This is a genomic window from Amycolatopsis orientalis DSM 40040 = KCTC 9412, from assembly GCF_000478275.1.
Classification (GTDB): Bacteria; Actinomycetota; Actinomycetes; order Mycobacteriales; family Pseudonocardiaceae; genus Amycolatopsis; species Amycolatopsis orientalis.
Map to the genome: position 1 here is coordinate 116,343 of NZ_ASJB01000093.1, position 16,816 is coordinate 133,158.

Sequence of the window (16,816 nt, forward strand, 5' to 3'; positions counted from 1 at the left end):
TCCACATCAGGGTTCGCCACGGCCTTAAGAGTAGGCGAGCGGATAGGGCGGCTCGCGGTCGCCCACGGATAAATCGGTCGCGCCGACGGTAGTGATCCGCTTACCGTCGACAATCGTGCTTTCCGCCACATATCCCCTTCCGAGACTGAGGCTTCCCGCCAAGCCGACCGCCTGGCGCTATCTGGTCACGATGATGCTCGCGCGCCCGGGACTGCTCGCCGTCTCGGCGATCAGTGGCGCGCTCTGGTCACTGCCGATCGCCCTGCTGCCGGTCGCGATCGGCCGCGGCATCGACGCGATCGGCCGCGGCGACGGCGATTCCGTCTGGCTGTGGGGTCTCGCGGCCGCCGGACTCGGCATCGCGCAGACGCTCGCGGGCACGGTGCAGCACTTCGCGGCCTACGGCTGCTGGATCCACGGCGCCGGGGTCACCCAGCGGATGGCCACCGAGCACGCGGCGAAGCTCGGCACGAACCTGCGGGACACGACCACGACCGGCGACGTCGTCGCGATCACCACCAGCGACATCAACCCGATCGGTGACTCCTTCGAAGTGCTCGGCCGGGCCTTCGGTTCGCTGATCGCGTTCATCGTGTGCGCGACGGCACTGCTGACGACGTCCCCGCTGCTCGGCGTGGTCGCGCTGGTCGGTGTCCCGCTGGCGGTGGTGGGCATCGGCCCGCTGCTGAAGCCGTTGGAGAAGCGGCAGACGAAACAGCGCGAGGAGAAGACCGAGGTCAACGCGCTGGCCGCCGACATCGTCTCCGGCCTGCGGATCCTTCGCGGCGTCGGCGGCGAGAAGCAGTTCCTCGACCGCTTCCGCGGCTCCAGCCAGCGGGTGCGGCTCGCCGGTGTCCAGGTCGGACGCAGCGAGGCGTGGCTCGCGGCGACGGAGATCGCGCTGCCGGGCCTGGTCACGGTGGCCATCACCTGGCTGGGCGCGCAGCTCGCGATCGAGGGCACCATCCAGGTCGGCGAGCTGATCACGTTCTACGGCGTCTCGGTGTTCCTGGTGATCCCGGTGACGACGGCGACCGAGTTCGCGGGCGTGCTGAGCGCCGCGGTGGTTTCGGCGCGGAAGGTGTGCAAACTGCTGTCCACCGAACGCACGCTCGCCGAACCGGAGCATCCGGTGCCGCTGCCGGAAGGCCCGTTGGACCTGTACGACGGGACGTCCGGGATCAAGGCCGAGGCGGGCAAGCTGACCGTCGTCGATGTCGGGGCGGACGCCGAGGCGGTCGCTTCGCGCATGGCGCGGTTCACCGATCCGGATGAACCTGCCCTGGCGGGCGGGGTCCCGGTGAACCAGGTCGCCCTCGCCGAACTGCGGCGGCGGGTCGTGTTCGCGCACAACCAGGACATCTGGTTCTCCGGGGTGCTGCGCGAGCAGGTCACCCCCGCCGAGCCCGGCGACGTCGAGATCACCGAGGCGCTGTACGCGGCGGACGCCGACGACATCGTCGACGCGCTGCCCGACGGCGTCGACGAGGTCATCGGCGAACGCGGACGTGAGGTTTCCGGTGGTCAGCGTCAGCGGCTGAACCTGGCCCGCGCGCTGGCGACCGACGCCGACGTCCTGCTGCTCGACGAGCCGACCTCGGCCGTCGACGCGCATACCGAAGCTCGCATAACCGAACGCGTCGCGAAGCTGCGGCGCGGCAAGACCACCGTCGTGTTCAGCCAGAGTCCTTTGTGGACTCATGTGGCCGACGTGGTCGTGAGTACGAAAGTGGTCGCCTGAAGACGGAGTCGCGCCGCGCTCGTGACGGCCGAAGGCCTCGCGAATCCGTTGCCGGGCCGCTGGCTCTGTGGTGCCCACCTGGCGAAGCCGAGGCCCGTAGGCGGGTTCGCGACCACCACCTCGGGGGTAAGGAAATGACAGCATGAAGAAGCTGCCGCTGGCAGACAAGAAAGACGTTCGACGATGGATCAAGGAGACCGCGCGCGAGAACAAGCGCGAGTTCTCCGTGATGCTCGGCCTGTTCTGTGTCGCGACCGCGATCGGGCTGGCCGGGCCGCAACTGCTGGGCGCGCTGGTGGACGAGGTCGTCGAAGGCACGACGACCACCACCATCACGCTTCTCGCGATGGCGTTCGTGGTCGTACTGGGCGCGCAGGCGTGGTTCAAGGGGCTGGCCCGGCTCCGCGCGCGGGTGTTCGGCGAGCGGATCCTGGCGCGCAACCGCGAGGAGTTCGTCGGGAACGCGCTGAACCTGCCGCTCGGGACGGTCGAGGCCGCGGGCACCGGTGACCTGCTCAGCCGGGCGACCACCGACGTCAACCGCATCGACCACGCGGTGCGGTTCGGCGCGCCGGAGATCCTGATCGCCGCCGTCACGGTGGTGTTCACGGTGGTGGCGATGGTGATCACCTCGCCGTTCCTGGCGCTGGGCCTGCTGGTCGCGCTGCCGCTGCTGGTGCCGGTGAACCTCTGGTACCAGCGGCGGATCCCGGACGTGATGCGGCGGATGCTGGACAAGTGGTCCGTGCTGCAGTCGACCACGCACGAGACCGCGGAAGGCGCGCGGACGGCCGAGGCACTGAACCTGACCGGCCGCCGGATCCAAACCGGGCACGACGGTCTTGACGCCGCGATGCTGGGCGAGCGCGAGGTCCGGGCGCTGCAGACGCGGTGGATCCCCTCACTGGAGATCAGCTATGTGCTGCCGGTGCCGGTGATGCTCGGGCTGGGCCTGCTCGCCTACTCGAACGGCTGGGAAGGGCTGGGCACGATCACCGCGATGCTGCTGTATTCGCAGGTGATGACGGGCCCGCTGAACGAGGCGCTGTTCTGGCTCGCGGACCTGCAGGTCGCCGGGGTCTCGCTGCGGCGCCTGCTGGGTGTGCGGTCCGCCCCCGAGTCCACCGTGGTGCCGGAGACCCCGCGCGGCCAGGACATCGAGGTCCTCGACGTGCGCTTCGGCTACAACGCGGACCGCGAAGTGCTCCACGGGATCGATCTGCGGGTGCCCGCCGGTGAACGGCTGGCGATCGTCGGCCCGTCCGGTGCCGGCAAGTCGACGCTCGGACGGCTGCTGGCCGGGATGTCGGTGCCGACGTCGGGCTCGGTGCGGATCGGCGGTGCCGAGGTGTCGACGCTGCCGGACGACGTTCTGCGCGGCGAGGTCCTGCTGCTGACCCAGGAACAGCACGTGTTCGCCGGGACGCTGCGGGACAACCTCACGCTCCCGGCCGGGGACTGGTCCGACGACAAGCTGCTCGCCGCGCTGGACTCGGTCGGCGCTTCGGAGTGGGTGGCCGGACTGCCGGACGGGCTGGACACGCGGGTCGGGGCGGGCGCGGTCGCCGTCCCGGCGGCGATGGCGCAGCAGCTGGCGCTGGCGCGGGTGGTGCTGGCCGACCCGCACACCCTGGTGCTGGACGAGGCGACGTCGCTGCTGGACACGGGTTCGGCGCGGGAGCTGGAGCGTTCGCTGAGCGCGGTGCTCGAGGGGCGCACGGTGATCGCGATCGCGCACCGGCTGCATACGGCGGCCGCGGCGGACCGGGTCGCGGTCATCGAGGGCGGCCGGGTGACCGAACTCGGCTCGCACGCGGAGTTGCTGGCGGCGGGTGGCCCTTACGCGGCGCTGGTGGCCGCCGCTTCCTGACGCATTTCGTCCTCTGAATGCGTTCTCAACGCATTCAGAGGACGAAATGCATGGGGTGTCAGGCGGAGACGAGGGCGTCCACGGCGCTGTAGAACATGCCGAGGCCGTCGTCGGAAGGGCCGGTGAGGGCGTCGATGGCGTGCTCCGGATGCGGCATGAGCCCGACGACGCGGCCGTTCTCGCTGCGGATCCCGGCGATGTCGTTGCGCGAGCCGTTCGGGTTGCCGCCGACGTAGCGGAAGACCACGCGGCCCTCGCCCTCCAGCTCGTCGAGGGTGGCCTGCTCGGCGACGAAGCATCCGTCGATGTTCTTCATCGGGATGAGGATCTCGGCGTCCTTGTCGTACCGGGTGGTCCACGCGGTGTCGTTGTTCTCGACCCGCAGCCACTGGTCACGGCAGATGAAGTGCAGACCCGCGTTGCGGATCATCGCGCCCGGCAGCAGCCCGGCCTCGCACAGGATCTGGAAGCCGTTGCAGATGCCCAGCACCGGCATGCCCTTGTGGGCGGCCTCGATCACCGAAGACATCACCGGCGCGAACCGGGCGATGACGCCGGCGCGCAGGTAGTCGCCGTAGGAGAAACCACCGGGGACGACGACGGCGTCGACGCCCTTGAGGTCCTCGTCCGCGTGCCACAGCGGCACGGCTTCGGCGTCGGCGTAGCGGACCGCGCGGGCCGCGTCACCGTCGTCGAGCGTGCCGGGGAAGGTGATGACCCCGATCCGCGCGCTCACGCTTCGACCCGCTTGATGGTCCACTGCTCGATGACGGGGTTCGCGAGGAAACCCTCGGCGATCTTTTCGAGCGTCGCATCGTCGACGGAGTCGTCGACCTCGATCTCGAAGTGCTTGCCCTGACGGATCTCGGTGATCCCGGTGAAGCCCAGACGACCGGCCGCGCCGAGCGCGGCCTGGCCCTGCGGGTCGAGGATTTCGGGCTTGGGCATGACGTCGACGACAACTCGGGCCACGGCAGGCTGCTCCTTATTCACGCAGGTCGTGGGTACCGCCAGAGCCTACTTCACTACGGTTGACGCATGACCTACGGGCAACCGCAGTACGGGTACACCCCGCCGCCGAAGAAGTCGAAGGCGTGGCTCTGGATCACTCTGGCGCTGGTCTTCGTCCTGCTCGCGGGCGGCGTCGCGTTCACCGGCTGGGTGACGCCCGGGTTCTTCAAGACCAAGGCCGACACCACCTCGCGCGCGACGCCGGAGCAGCTGAGCCGGTCGTTCGTGAACGGCGTCGCCGAGGACCGGGTCAGTGAGCTTTGGTGCAAAATCCGCTCGAAGCGGTCCTACAGCTTCGAGCAGACCATGGCCGTCTCCGAAGGCGCACAGCTCAGCACGCCCGTGCGTCAGCGTGCGGAGCAGGAGTACTCGGCCGCGTTGACCACCGCGGGCGTGACCGTCGGGTTCGCGATGATCCCCGGCGAAGGCGGCTGGTGCGTGCGCGACGCGAAGGTCGGCGGCGAACCCGAGCCGCTGCCGGGCATCGACACGAAGCCCGCGCCTCGCCCTGCGGTCAAGACCGGCGAGGAGGCGGGGAACAAGTTCGTCGACGCGATCAACGCGCGCGACATCCCGGCCGCGTTGTCCGTGCTGTGCGGGAAGGTGCCCGACACGACCCGCGACGGCGTGCAGCAGGTCATCCACGGCGAGGCGCGGTACACCGTCGAGAAGGCCGACGTGCTGACCACCGCCGAGCAGACGATCCTGCATCTCACCGGTGACGTCGACGGCGTGCGGGCGGTCGGCCGGGTGGAGACCGACGACTCGGCCCAGGACGGCCCCTGCGTGGCGTCTTTTTCACCCGACTCCGATTGAGCTCGCCCCAATCCTTCGACTGGGGGATGCTCGGAGCGCGAAGCTGGGCCAAGATGAGGCCCATTGGCGGGACGCCAACACCGGGTGAGCAGCAGCAGGAGGCACCGTGGCCGATCAGGACTCCTTCGACTACGTCATCGTCGGCGCGGGCAGCGCGGGATGCGTGCTGGCGAACCGGCTGAGCGAGGATCCGTCAGCGCGGGTCCTCCTGCTCGAAGCCGGTGGCGAGGACGACGCCGACGAGATCCACATCCCCGCCGCGTTCCCCGGTCTGTTCAAGACGAAATGGGACTGGAACTACGAGACGGTCGAACAGAAGCACACCGGCAAGACCCTGTACTGGCCGCGCGGGAAGACACTCGGCGGCTGTTCCTCGATCAACGCGATGATCTACATCCGCGGCAACCGCGCGGACTACGACGGCTGGCGCGACGGGCACGGCGCCGAGGGCTGGGGTTTCGACGACGTCCTGCCGTACTTCAAACGGGCGGAGGGGAACCAGCGGCTCGGCGGGCCACTGCACGGCACCGATGGGCCGCTGAACGTCGAGGATCGTCGCTTCACGCACGAGCTTTCCCATGCCTGGGTGGATTCCGCGGTCGCGTGGGGCCTCAAGCGCACCGACGACTTCAACGGCGAATCGCAGGAAGGCGCCGGGGTCTACCAGGTGACGTGCAAGAAGGGCCGCCGCTGGTCGACGGCCGACGCGTACCTGCGGCCCGCGCTGTCCCGCCCGAACCTCACCGTGCGGACCCACGCGCAGGCGACCCGCGTCGTCTTCGAAGGAACCCGCGCGGTCGGAGTGTCCTATTTGGACAAGGGCACCGAGACGACGGTGCGCGCGTCGACCGAGGTCCTGCTCAGCGGCGGCGCGGTGAACTCGCCGCAGCTGCTGATGCTTTCCGGCGTCGGCCCGGCGGAACACCTGCGGGAGCACGGGATCGACGTGGTGGCCGCGCTTCCCGGGGTCGGCGAGAACCTGCACGACCATCCGGCCTGCGGAATCATCTGGTCCACCCGCGGCACCACCGACCTCGTGGACGCGGCGACGCCGGGCGGCCTGGTGCGCTACCAGCTCACCAAACGCGGCCCGCTGACCTCGAACATCGGCGAGGCGGGCGCGTTCTTCCCAGCCGCGGACGGGGTTTCGCCGCCGGACATGCAGATCCACGTCGCGCCGACGTTGTTCTACGACAACGGAATGCGCGAGCCGACGGTGCCGGGCTTCACGTCGGCGGCGACCCTCGTGGACGTCGCGAGCCGGGGGCGGTTGCGGTTGAAGTCGGGGAATCCCTTGTGGAAACCCGAAATCGACCCGGCCTACTACGCCGAGTCCGTCGACATGGAGAAGATGCTCGCCGGGATGCGGGCGCTGGTGGAGATCGGGAAGTCCGGCCCGCTGGCGCGGTACCTGGACAAGCCGTTCCTGCCGGAGCGGCACGACCTGACCGACAGCGAACTGGCCGACTACGTACGCGAGAAGACGCAGACGCTGTACCACCCGGTGGGGACCTGTTCGATGGGGACGGACGAGAACGCCGTCGTCGACCCGTCGCTGAAGGTGCGCGGGGTGGACGGGCTGCGCGTCGTGGACGCGTCGGTGATGCCCGTGGTGCCGCGGGGGAACACGAACGCGCCGACGATCATGGTCGCGGAGAAGGCCGCGGACCTCATCCGGGGCAAGTAGGCCTCGTGAGTGGTAATGACGGTTCTAACCGTCATTACCACTCACGAGACCCCAAGCGCACCGTTACCTTTTTCCGTGCAGCACCGTAATCAGCTTCGCCACCAGGGCGTCGGTCTTTTCCTTGCGGGAGAACGAGGTCAGCACGATCGGCGCGGTGAAGCGCTGCCGCGCGACGGCCTTCGGCCGGGCGAACTCGCGCAGGCCTTCCGGGCCGTGGATCCGTCCGAAGCCCGAGTCGCCGACGCCGCCGAAGGGAAGCGAAGCGATACCGGCGAAGGAAAGCGGCGCGTTGATCGACGTCATGCCGGTGCGCAGGCGGGCGGCCAGTTCGAGGCCGCGCGACTTCGAGAACACCGTCGAGCCGAGGCCGTACTTGGTGTCGTTGGCCTTCTCGACGGCCTCGTCCATGTCGCGCACCTTGGCGATGGTGACGGTCGGGCCGAACGTCTCCTCCTTGACCGCCGAGGAATCCTCCGGCACGTCCACGAGCACCGTCGGCTGCACGTACCGGTCGCCGACGGCGTCGACGCCGCCGACCAGCGCCTTGCCGCCGCGTTCGATGGCGTCCGCGATGTGCCGCTTGATCACCGCGAGCTGCGAAGGCATCGTCACCGGGCCGTACTGGGCGGCCTCGTCCGAGCCGGCCCGCACGTCCTTCGACTTCTCGACGACCTTCGCGACGAACGCGTCGTGCACGCTCTCGTGGACGTACACGCGCTCGACGCCGATGCAGGTCTGGCCCGAGTTGGAGAACGCGCCCCATACGGTCGCGTCGGCGGCGGCTTCGAGGTCGGCGTCCGCGTCGACCAGGACCGCGTCCTTGCCGCCCGCCTCGATGATCACCGGCGTCAGCGTCTCGGCGGCGGCGGCCATGATCTTCTTGCCCGTGCCGGTCGAACCGGTGAAGGCGATCTTGTCCACTCCTCCCCCGACGAGCGCCGCGCCGGTCTCACCGAAGCCGGTGACCAGCTGCAGGACCGGCCACTCCGGGACGACCTCGGCGAAGGCGTCGACCAGCCATTTTCCCACGCCAGGGGTGTACTCACTGGGCTTGAAGACGACGGTGTTGCCGGCGGCGAGGGCGTAAGCGATGGAGCCGAGCGGGGTGAAGACGGGGTAGTTCCAGGGGCCGATCACGCCGACGACGCCGAGCGGCTGGTACTCGACCGTCGCCGCCTGGTTCGACATCATCAGCCCGGCCGCGCGGCGCTGCTTGCCGAGCACCTTGCGCGCGTTCTTGCCCGCCCAAGCGATGTGCTCGATGGCGAGGACACTCTCCAGCTGCGCGTCCGCGAGCGGCTTGCCGGTCTCGTCGCGCACGACCTGGCACAGCTGCGGCAGCCGCCGGGTGATGACGCCCTTCCAGCGCCGCAGCCGCTCCGCGCGACCGTCGAAACCGAGCCCGGACCACCATTCGGCGGCGTCCCGCGCGCGGGCGACGGCGGCGCGGACGTCGGCGGCGGTGTGCACCGGGTAGGTACCGACGACCTCGTCGGTCGCCGGGCTGAGGGAATCGAAGGTCTCCCCCACGCTGTGCGCGGTCGGCTTCGGCTGGACTGCGGTCATCGACTTCTCCCGTGTCTCGGCTCAAAGCCCAGGCTACGACGTTACTGACGGCGTGCCAATAGCTTGCCTGGGGTGTACCACCAGCATTACACAGGAGACAACGGCCGCGAGGGCACCGAGCAACGGGCAAAGCCACATCGGCAGCACCCCGATCGCCAGCGAGCCGAGGCCGAAGCCCGACGCCTGGATGGTGAACGCCAGCGAGAACCCCTCCGACCGGCGGCGTTCCGGCAGCAGTTTCTGCAGGTTGACCGACGAAACGGCCATCAGCGGACCGGTGCAGAGACCGATCAGCGCGACCCCGCCGAGCAGCCCGGCCCAGCCGAAACCCGCCGACACCACGATCCCGCCGAGCACGAATCCGGCCAGGAACAGCCGCGGGTCACCGACCTTCCCCCGCGCCGCGTACAGCGCGCTCCCGGTGATGCTGGTCGCGCACAGCACGACGATCACGACCGCGGTCGCCGATTCCGGCGCGCCGAGCCGCTGGACCAGCGGGAGCAGGCCCACCTCGATGGTCGACAGCAACAGCCCGACAGTGAACAGCCCCATCAGCCACGGAACGCAAGCGGCGACCGGGATCGGCTGGTGCTCGACTGTCCTTTGTGGAGTGCGGGCGATCGTTCGCCGGGGCACGAGAAAGGCCGCGAGCAGGGCGACGACGGCCATCGCGAGGACGGGGACCGCCGGGCCGGACGTCGCCAGGAGCGCCACCAGCAGCGGCCCGCCGACGATGACGCCTTCGAGGATCATCGCGTCGACCGAAACCGCCCTCGGCAGCTCCTCCTCGCTCACCGTTCCGGCGAGCAGTGTCCGGAATCCGCCGTTCAGGCCGCCCGCGACCAGCCCCGGCGGGATCGCCAGCGCGAGCAGCACCAGCTCCGGGGCACCGGCGGAAGCGGCCGCGGCCAGCACGAACAGTCCGGCGGCGACCAGCGGCAGCAGCACGACGAGGCCGCGCGCGGGTCCGACGCGGTCGAGCAGTCGTCCGGTCGGCACGGCGCCCACCATCTCGGCGGCGACGAAGACGGCCATCATGATGCCGCCGAGCCGGTACGAACCCGTCGTCGCGGTGGTGAGCACGGTGAAGGCCAGCGGCGCCATCGTGGCGGGCAGCCGGTTCAGCTGTACCCCCGCCGACCAGCGCCAATACCCGGAATTACGCAGCAAGGTCATACCGCGAACCCTGCCGAACGCACGCTGGCGGGCACTATTGATTAGGGAATAGCCTAATCAGATGATCGAGCTGGTCCTCACGGCCGCGAGCGCCAACCGCGTCCGCTTCGGCATCTCCCCGCTCGACGAGACCATGGGCGCGATGCAGACGCTGCTCGGACGGCGCGGGCATCCGAGCCATCTGCCCTGGCTGCGCGAGGCCGCCGCCAAGCTGCCGCACCTGCCCATCGACGACTTCGCCAAGGTGATGGGCGCGCGGCACTACATCACCGACTTCCTCAGCCCGCCGCCGAGCGGTCCGGAGACCACCGCCGCCGCCCAGCTCGCCGAAATCCGCCGCACCCCGCCGGATCAGGTCGCCCGCGAGCTGTCCAAAGTGGACGCGGACCTGAGTGGACTACCCGAGGATCCGGCCGAGGCCAGGGATCTGCTGGCCGGGCAGATGGAGATCGCCTGGACCGAACTGGTCGAACCGCATTGGCCGCGGATGCGCCGCTTCCTCGTCGCGGACATCGAGGAGCGGTCGCGGCGGCTGGCCGCCGGCGGTATCGCGCTGGTACTGGAGGACATCCACCCGCGCGTACGACTCGTCGACGACGTCCTGGTGATCGAGATGAAGGAACGCAGCCGGGTCCATCTCGACCGCCGCGGGCTGCTGCTGATCCCCGGGGTCTTCGCGTGGCCGTCGGTCGGGGTGATCACGATGGAGCCGTGGCAGCCGTCGCTGCTGTACCCGGCCCGCGGCGTGGCCGAACTCTGGTCGGACCCCGAACGCCCGTCCGGCGCGCTCGCCGGAGTGCTCGGACGGACCAAGGCCGCGCTGCTCACGACGCTCAACGAGCCCGCGAGCACCACGGAGCTGGCGCGGAGACTGGGCTTCTCGGCGCCGACTGTCTCCCAGCATCTGACCGCGATGCGTGCCGCGGGTCTGCTCGACACGCGGCGCCGCGGCCGCGAAGTCCGTTATCTGCGTACCGAACTTGGCGACGCCCTGCTTCGAGCCTAGGCTGGAAATGATCCACCGCGAAGGAGAACCCCATGCGTATTGTCCACTTTGGACACGCTTGCACCCTGCTGGAGACCGAGGGCGCACGGATCCTGATCGACCCCGGCACCTTCTCGGCCGGTTTCGAAGGTGAGCGGGAACTGGACGCCATCCTGATCACCCACCAGCATTTCGACCATCTCGACGCGGACAGGCTGCCCGCGCTGCTGGAGGCGAACCCCGGCGCACAGCTGATCGTCGACCCGGGTTCCGCCGAGGCCGTGCGCAAGATCGGCGCCGAGTTCCAGATCGCGAATCCCGGCGACGCCTTCGGCATCGGCTCCAGCGGCATCGACGTCGTCGGGGGTGAACACGCCGTGATCCACGACGAGATCCCGGTGATCCCGAACGTCGGGTACATCGTCGATCACGGCGCCTTCTACCACCCTGGTGACTCGTTCTTCGTGCCGGAGCAGAAGATCGACGTCCTCGGCCTGCCCACCGGCGCCCCGTGGCTCAAGGCCGGCGAAGCCGTGGACTACCTGCGCGCTGTCTCCCCGCGTCTGGCCGTGCCGATCCACGAAGCCGTGCTCGCCCGGCCGCAGATGCACTACGGCCTGTTCGCCAACCTCGCCCCGGAAGGCACCGAGGTCAAGGTTCTCGACGTCGGGGTGCCGGTGAAGCTCTAGCGGTACGCGAGTTTGCGCACCAGGATCTCCGCCGGGCCCCGATAGGACCGGCGGTGCATCAGGTACGCGACGACGACCGAAAGCAACCACACCCCGAATCCGCAGGCGGCCGCGACGAACGTCCGGCCGCCCAGCCCCAGCATGAACGGGGGCGCCAGGATCAGACACGCCACCGACTGGAACAGGTACGCGCTCAAGGTGCGCTGTCCGAGCGCGGAGATCGCGGTGACCACGACGCCGCGGCGCTTCTTGCCGATCGCCATGCCGATGAGGCCGAACAGGCTGATGTAGCCGATCGCGCCGAACAAGCCCGCCCCTTCGTACATCAGCTTCGCGAGCCCGGCGGTTCCCTCGTCGAAATCGACGTAGTCGCCGGCGAAGAGGCCCATCGGCAGCGCGCCCGCGATCGCGACACCGAAGCCGCCGAACACGCCGACGAGGAGAAGGTTCCGGTTCGGCTCCTCCAGCAGGCGCTTCTTCGCGGCCCACGCGCCCACCCACACGAAGAGGATCGATGACAGCAGGACCGCCGTGCTGACCGGCCATTCCGTGAGCCGCTCCCGCACGGCGTCGCCGTACGTCGGCGCGAGTGACGACGCGTCCTCGACGGACGGGAAGGGCGCGCCGCCGCCGGAGTTCCCGCTGATCACCAGGTACATCAGCACGGCGAGATAGCAGAGGCCGAAGCCCAGATACAGCACCGGGATCCGGTAGAAGCCCTTGCCGCGCCGCAGGAGCAGCAAGGCGAACACCACGCCGATGACTCCGTACGCGCCGAGCACGTCACCGGAGAAGAACAGCACGCCGTCGACGGCGCCGAAGACCAGCAGCCAGGCGTGACGGCGAAGCAGGACACCACGTGTCCGCGTCCATGGCTCGCCCAACGCCTCCTGGCGATCCGCGAACTGCACCATCCCGTAGCCGAGCATCATGCCGAACAGCGGCAGCGCGCACGCGTGGACGAGCACGAACAGCGCCACGAAGTACGGCCGTTCCAGGCCCTCAGGCGTCTGCTCGACGCCCGGCGTGTTCCCCAAGAAGATGCTCGCGGTATGCGCCAGCGCGACCAGCAACAGCGCGAAACCGCGGGCCAGATCGGGTGCGAGCACCCGCTCACTCGTCGGTAGCGATGACATCGATCCCCCTTCGAAAGATTTAGTATCCAAAGTACACTAAGTAATGTCCGACGGATACTAATGCCGGGGGTGGTGCTTGTCAGCTCGCGTCGACGAGGGTGGCGATGCCGTTGAGGACGACGTCGAGGCCGAAGGCGAAATCGGGATCGTCGGCCTGGTCGGGTGGCGCGGCACCGAGTCCGGCGGTCAGGAAGCCCGCGGCGTCGGGGAACCGCTCCGGGTCGATCAGCTCGGCGAGCCCCTTGCCGTAGGACTGCTCGGCCTGCGCCTGGCTCAGCCCGCTGTCCTTCCTGCCCTCGGCGAGCTGGATGGCCTGCGCGCACGCGAGGCGGACGTAGCCGCCGATCAGCACCAGGATCCCGCCCTTGGTGTTCCAGTCCAGGCCCGTGTCGCGCAGCGTGCGCAGGAACGCGTCCATCCAGGCGACCGCGTGCGGACCGGCCGGGGGCCCGGAAAGCGGCAGCTCGACCAGCCACGGATGGCTCATCAGCACTTCGCGGTTGGCCGCCGCGAGCGTGGTCAGCCCGGACCTCCAGTCACTGCCGGGGTCCAGCGCGGGCGGATCGCCGATGGCGACGTCGGCCATCAGCTCCAGCAGCTCCGCCTTCGAGCCGATGTGGCGGTACAGCGACATCTTCGTGACGCCGAGGTCCTTCGCCACGTTCGCCAGCGTCACGTTCGCGACGCCTTCGCGATCGGCGAGCGTCACCGCGGCCGCCACGACACTGTCGATGTCGAGCACCGACGGCCTGCCCCGCGTCGGCCGCTCCGACCGCCGCCAGAGCCGCATCAGCGTCGCCTGTGCGTCACCCTGGCCGGCGTCGTCGGTCATCCGGTCAATCTAGCCCGCGATCGGGAGAGCGACCCGTAGGTGGTTCCGAAAGCGCGGTTCTCCAGCGAGACGTCCACGGCGTCGAGGAACGCCTGCCGCAGTCCCGGCCGGGCGAGGTCGGCGGCGTCGATGCCGAGCCGGACGAGCCCGCCGCGGCGCGCGGCCCTGGCGGCGGCGAGCACCAGCGCGAAGCACCGGACGGTCTCCGTCCGCTGCGACGGCCCGCCGAACTCCTGCACCCTGGCGCGCCGGACCTCGCCGGAGACCAGATCCCGCACCGAGACCAGGTCCGCGCACAGCGTGAACCCGTGCTCGCGCAAGGCCTGGAAGGTGCCCTCCGACGCGATCCAGCGCGGCGGCGCGAAGCCGTCGACGGCCATGCCGTTGGCGTCGAGCGCGGCCTTCGCCGCGATCAGCCGCAACCGCGCCTCGTGTGCGGGCAGAGCCGCGAACTCGGCGCGTTTGCCCAGGTAGACGGCGCGATGGGTAGGTGGAATGCGGTGGTCGTATCCGTGGAGGAGGACAGAGTCGCCGCGAGCGCGGCGGGTCCGTACCCACTCGGTCACCGGGCCCTCGCCGGTGCGAGCGGCGTAGAGCACGGACAACGGGACCTTGCGCCGGTCGAGTTCGGCCGCGAGGTCGGCACAGCGGTGCAACGTCCGGGTGGTCACGCCGGACAGGGAAACCAGCAAACGTGCGTCCACGATGCCCATTGGGCCAGACCGGCCTTGCGCCGGACTGACGACGGAGTGAACGCCGCAGGTCAGCCACGCGAGAACCAGCCCCTCCGTTCACCCGGCCGGGCGAATCAGGCGGGCCAGTCGTCGAGCGAACGGCCGGTGATGCGTTCGTACGCGTCGATGTACCTCGCCCTGGTGGCGGCGACGATCTCCTCGGGCAACGGTGGCGGCTCCGGTCTCTCGAGCCGGTGCCAGCCGGAAGCGGGACCGGTGAGCCAGTCGCGCAGCGGCTGCTTGTCGAACGACGGCCGCGGCCTGCCCGGCGTACAGCCGCCTGCCGGCCAGTAGCGGGACGAATCCGGGGTCAGGACCTCGTCGGCGAGCACGAGGTTCCCCTCGCGATCGACGCCGAACTCGAGCTTCGTGTCGGCGAGCAGGATGCCGCGTTCGGCGGCGAACTCCGCGCCGCGGCGGTACACCGCCAACGTCGCTTCCCGGACTTCTTCCGCCCGCTCGCGGCCGAACTGCCCGACGACGTCTGAGAAGGTGATGTTCTCGTCGTGCGAGCCGCGGTCGGCCTTGGTCGCGGGGGTGAAAATGGGTTCGGGGAGCCGGGAGGACTCGGTCAGGCCGGGGGGAAGTTCGACGCCGCAGACCGTGCCGGTCGCGCGATAATCGGCGAGACCGGTGCCGGTGAGATAGCCGCGGGCGACGGCTTCGACCGGCAACATCGCCAGCCGCCGCACCAGCAGCGCCCGGCCGCGGACCTCCGCGGGAATGCGTTCGTCGTCGTAGGAGACCAGATGGTTGGGGAGGACATCGGAGAGCTGGGAGAACCAGAACACGCTCATCGCGGTGAGCACCCGTCCCTTGTCCGGGATGGGCGTGTCGAAGATGACGTCGTAGGCCGAGATCCGGTCCGAAGTGACGAGCAGCAGATGCTCGTCATCGACGGCGTAGAGCTCACGGACCTTGCCGGCGGCGATCTTCGGGTATTCGAGCGTCGTCACGGCTGCACCCTAGCGATCAAGGATGATGGCTGATCATGCCGATCCACTGCGTCTCCTTCACGACCGACTACGGCTTGAGCGACGGTTTCGTCGCCGCCTGCCACGGGGTGATCGCGCGGATCGCCCCCTCGGCACGGATCATCGACGTGAGCCACGAGATCCCTCCGCAGCAGGTCAGGACCGGCGCCGAGGTGCTGGCGCAAACCGCGCCCTTCCTGCCGGACGCGGTGCACCTCGCCGTCGTCGACCCCGGCGTCGGGACCGCGCGGCGCGGCGTCGTGGTCGTCGCCGGGCGCGGAATCCTCGTCGGCCCGGACAACGGGCTTCTCATTCCCGCCGCCGAAACACTCAGCGGGGTGATAGCCGCGTACGAACTCGCGTCACCGGAATACCGCCTTCCGGTGTCGTCGTCGACGTTCCACGGGCGCGACGTCTTCGCCCCCGCGGCGGCGCATCTCGCGCTCGGCGTCGCACCGGAGGAGTTCGGCCCGCCCGTCGACGACCTGGTGCGGCTGCCGGATCCGTTCGTCGCGGTGTTCCCGGGCAAGCTGGTGGCCGAAGTGCTCACGGTGGACCACTTCGGCAACGTCCAGCTGGCCGCGGGCCCGGCCGACCTCGAACTGGCGGGCCTGTCCGGCACGGTCTCGGTCAGCAGTGAGCGCGTGCTGGTGAAGGCGCTGGTCGGCGACACCTTCGGCACGGTGCCGCCGGGGGAGAACGTGCTCTACACCGATTCGGCCGGACGGCTCGCGGTCGCGGTGAACGGCGGCTCGGCCGCGTCGGTGCTCGGGCTCGGGCCCGCCCAGGAGTGCACGATCACCTCGTCGCCGACGGAGAGCTGACCCGGCCGGGTCACCGCCATCTTGATCCCGAACGAGACGCCGCCCTCGGGCTCGCGGCGGTAGTCCGCGAGCGACCGGATGGGCTCCGGGCCCGCTTTTTCGCCGGTCTCCTGATCGACCATCGGCACCGTGCACCGGATGCAGACCTTGGCGTAGCCCAGCTCCACGCCGCCCGCGGTGAGCGAGCGGACTTCGTCCTCTCGATGCGGTTCCGGCCAGCCCGCGACGACGATGTTGGGCCGGAAGCGGTCCATCGGCACGGCCTCGGCGCCCCGCGACGCGATCCGCTCGTTCAGACCGTCCAAAGAGGACTCCGAGGTGAGCAGGATCGCGTGCGCGTCGGCGAACGCGGCGGTGCCGGGGACCTCGCCGTTGGTGACGCGCTCGTGCTCCGGCGCGAGCCCGACGAACACCGACGGGAGACCGAGGACCTCCGAGAACCACTCCGCGGCCTCGGCACCCTGGTGGACCCCCTTGCCCTGCCAGGTGAACGTCGCCGCCGGATGCCGCGGCCCGTCCGTGACCGTCTCGACCAGGAGTTCTTCGACGCCGGGAGCGGCGAGCCGCAGCCGGGCGCCGTCGTCGAGCACGTCGGCCCGGATCGAGGCCATCACCGGATGCTTCCGCTGACTGCGGAACTCGCCGTCGGCCGAAACGACCATCCAGGATCGGTCGAACGTCAGGCCCGCCGGGGTGACGTCGGCCGTGTCGACCGACGTCCCCGCGCAGCCTTTGACCGGGTAATAGACCAGCCTCGCCACTCTCGCCATAGCCG

The 16,816-nt window shown here is 69.8% G+C and carries 16 protein-coding genes; 7 read left to right on the forward strand and 9 right to left on the reverse strand.

Going from position 1 to position 16,816, the window contains the following annotated elements:
- The first annotated feature begins 115 nt into the window (after positions 1 to 115).
- A complete protein-coding gene (locus L324_RS38100; RefSeq protein ID WP_037320493.1) occupies positions 116 to 1,741 on the forward strand; it encodes an ABC transporter ATP-binding protein in 1,626 nt (541 codons plus the stop codon).
- 142 nt (positions 1,742 to 1,883) lie between these two features.
- Positions 1,884 to 3,611 (forward strand): ABC transporter ATP-binding protein, encoded by a 1,728-nt coding sequence (locus L324_RS38105; RefSeq protein WP_037320496.1) that lies wholly within the window; start codon positions 1,884 to 1,886, stop codon positions 3,609 to 3,611.
- 58 nt (positions 3,612 to 3,669) lie between these two features.
- Here the strand turns inward: L324_RS38105 and purQ are convergent, their stop codons facing one another.
- Together purQ and purS are read right to left on the reverse strand one after the other, a co-directional pair.
- Positions 3,670 to 4,347 carry a phosphoribosylformylglycinamidine synthase subunit PurQ gene (purQ, locus tag L324_RS38110; protein WP_007032539.1) on the reverse strand — a complete coding sequence of 226 codons (678 nt, stop codon included), beginning with the start codon at positions 4,345 to 4,347 and terminating at the stop codon, positions 3,670 to 3,672.
- Positions 4,344 to 4,583, reverse strand: coding sequence for a phosphoribosylformylglycinamidine synthase subunit PurS (gene purS / locus L324_RS38115; RefSeq protein WP_037320498.1), 240 nt, complete (start codon positions 4,581 to 4,583; stop codon positions 4,344 to 4,346). Before purS ends, purQ begins: the two co-directional genes overlap by 4 nt.
- Before the next feature lie 66 nt (positions 4,584 to 4,649).
- On the opposite strand from purS, the gene L324_RS38120 reads away from it, so the two are divergent.
- Both L324_RS38120 and L324_RS38125 read left to right on the forward strand, forming a co-directional pair.
- On the forward strand, positions 4,650 to 5,438 hold the full coding sequence (locus L324_RS38120; RefSeq protein WP_037320500.1) for a hypothetical protein: 789 nt from the start codon (positions 4,650 to 4,652) through the stop codon (positions 5,436 to 5,438).
- A gap of 106 nt (positions 5,439 to 5,544) precedes the next feature.
- Entirely contained in the window at positions 5,545 to 7,125 is a 1,581-nt protein-coding gene (locus L324_RS38125; RefSeq protein ID WP_037320503.1) for a GMC family oxidoreductase, read from the forward strand.
- Positions 7,126 to 7,188: 63 nt separating this feature from the next.
- Here L324_RS38125 and L324_RS38130 read toward each other — a convergent pair whose 3' ends face one another.
- Positions 7,189 to 8,691 carry an aldehyde dehydrogenase family protein gene (locus tag L324_RS38130; protein WP_037320505.1) on the reverse strand — a complete coding sequence of 501 codons (1,503 nt, stop codon included), beginning with the start codon at positions 8,689 to 8,691 and terminating at the stop codon, positions 7,189 to 7,191.
- Between the two features lie 33 nt (positions 8,692 to 8,724).
- Positions 8,725 to 9,867 carry an MFS transporter gene (locus L324_RS38135; protein WP_037320507.1) on the reverse strand — a complete coding sequence of 381 codons (1,143 nt, stop codon included), beginning with the start codon at positions 9,865 to 9,867 and terminating at the stop codon, positions 8,725 to 8,727.
- 61 nt (positions 9,868 to 9,928) lie between these two features.
- Between L324_RS38135 and L324_RS38140 the strand changes: the two genes are divergently transcribed.
- Both L324_RS38140 and L324_RS38145 read left to right on the forward strand, forming a co-directional pair.
- Positions 9,929 to 10,873 carry an ArsR/SmtB family transcription factor gene (locus L324_RS38140; protein ID WP_037320508.1) on the forward strand — a complete coding sequence of 315 codons (945 nt, stop codon included), beginning with the start codon at positions 9,929 to 9,931 and terminating at the stop codon, positions 10,871 to 10,873.
- A gap of 32 nt (positions 10,874 to 10,905) precedes the next feature.
- Positions 10,906 to 11,541 carry an MBL fold metallo-hydrolase gene (locus L324_RS38145; RefSeq protein WP_037320509.1) on the forward strand — a complete coding sequence of 212 codons (636 nt, stop codon included), beginning with the start codon at positions 10,906 to 10,908 and terminating at the stop codon, positions 11,539 to 11,541.
- On the opposite strand, the gene L324_RS38150 is transcribed toward L324_RS38145, so the two are convergent.
- From L324_RS38150 to L324_RS38165, 4 genes are all read right to left on the reverse strand, one after another.
- On the reverse strand, positions 11,538 to 12,677 hold the full coding sequence (locus L324_RS38150) for a DUF418 domain-containing protein (protein ID WP_037320512.1): 1,140 nt from the start codon (positions 12,675 to 12,677) through the stop codon (positions 11,538 to 11,540). The genes L324_RS38145 and L324_RS38150 overlap by 4 nt on opposite strands.
- A gap of 79 nt (positions 12,678 to 12,756) precedes the next feature.
- Entirely contained in the window at positions 12,757 to 13,509 is a 753-nt protein-coding gene (locus L324_RS38155) for a TetR/AcrR family transcriptional regulator (protein ID WP_037320514.1), read from the reverse strand.
- Positions 13,506 to 14,222 carry a DUF2334 domain-containing protein gene (locus L324_RS38160; protein ID WP_173426446.1) on the reverse strand — a complete coding sequence of 239 codons (717 nt, stop codon included), beginning with the start codon at positions 14,220 to 14,222 and terminating at the stop codon, positions 13,506 to 13,508. The genes L324_RS38155 and L324_RS38160 overlap by 4 nt, the downstream gene beginning before the upstream one ends.
- 95 nt (positions 14,223 to 14,317) lie before the next feature.
- Entirely contained in the window at positions 14,318 to 15,199 is an 882-nt protein-coding gene (locus tag L324_RS38165; protein WP_037320517.1) for a phosphoribosylaminoimidazolesuccinocarboxamide synthase, read from the reverse strand.
- 35 nt (positions 15,200 to 15,234) lie between these two features.
- Between L324_RS38165 and L324_RS41950 the strand changes: the two genes are divergently transcribed.
- On the forward strand, positions 15,235 to 16,041 hold the full coding sequence (locus L324_RS41950) for an SAM hydrolase/SAM-dependent halogenase family protein (protein WP_081736604.1): 807 nt from the start codon (positions 15,235 to 15,237) through the stop codon (positions 16,039 to 16,041).
- Here L324_RS41950 and L324_RS38170 read toward each other — a convergent pair.
- Positions 15,924 to 16,811 carry an MOSC domain-containing protein gene (locus L324_RS38170; RefSeq protein WP_037320518.1) on the reverse strand — a complete coding sequence of 296 codons (888 nt, stop codon included), beginning with the start codon at positions 16,809 to 16,811 and terminating at the stop codon, positions 15,924 to 15,926. The two genes, L324_RS41950 and L324_RS38170, sit on opposite strands and share 118 nt — an antisense overlap.
- Positions 16,812 to 16,816 lie beyond the last annotated feature (5 nt).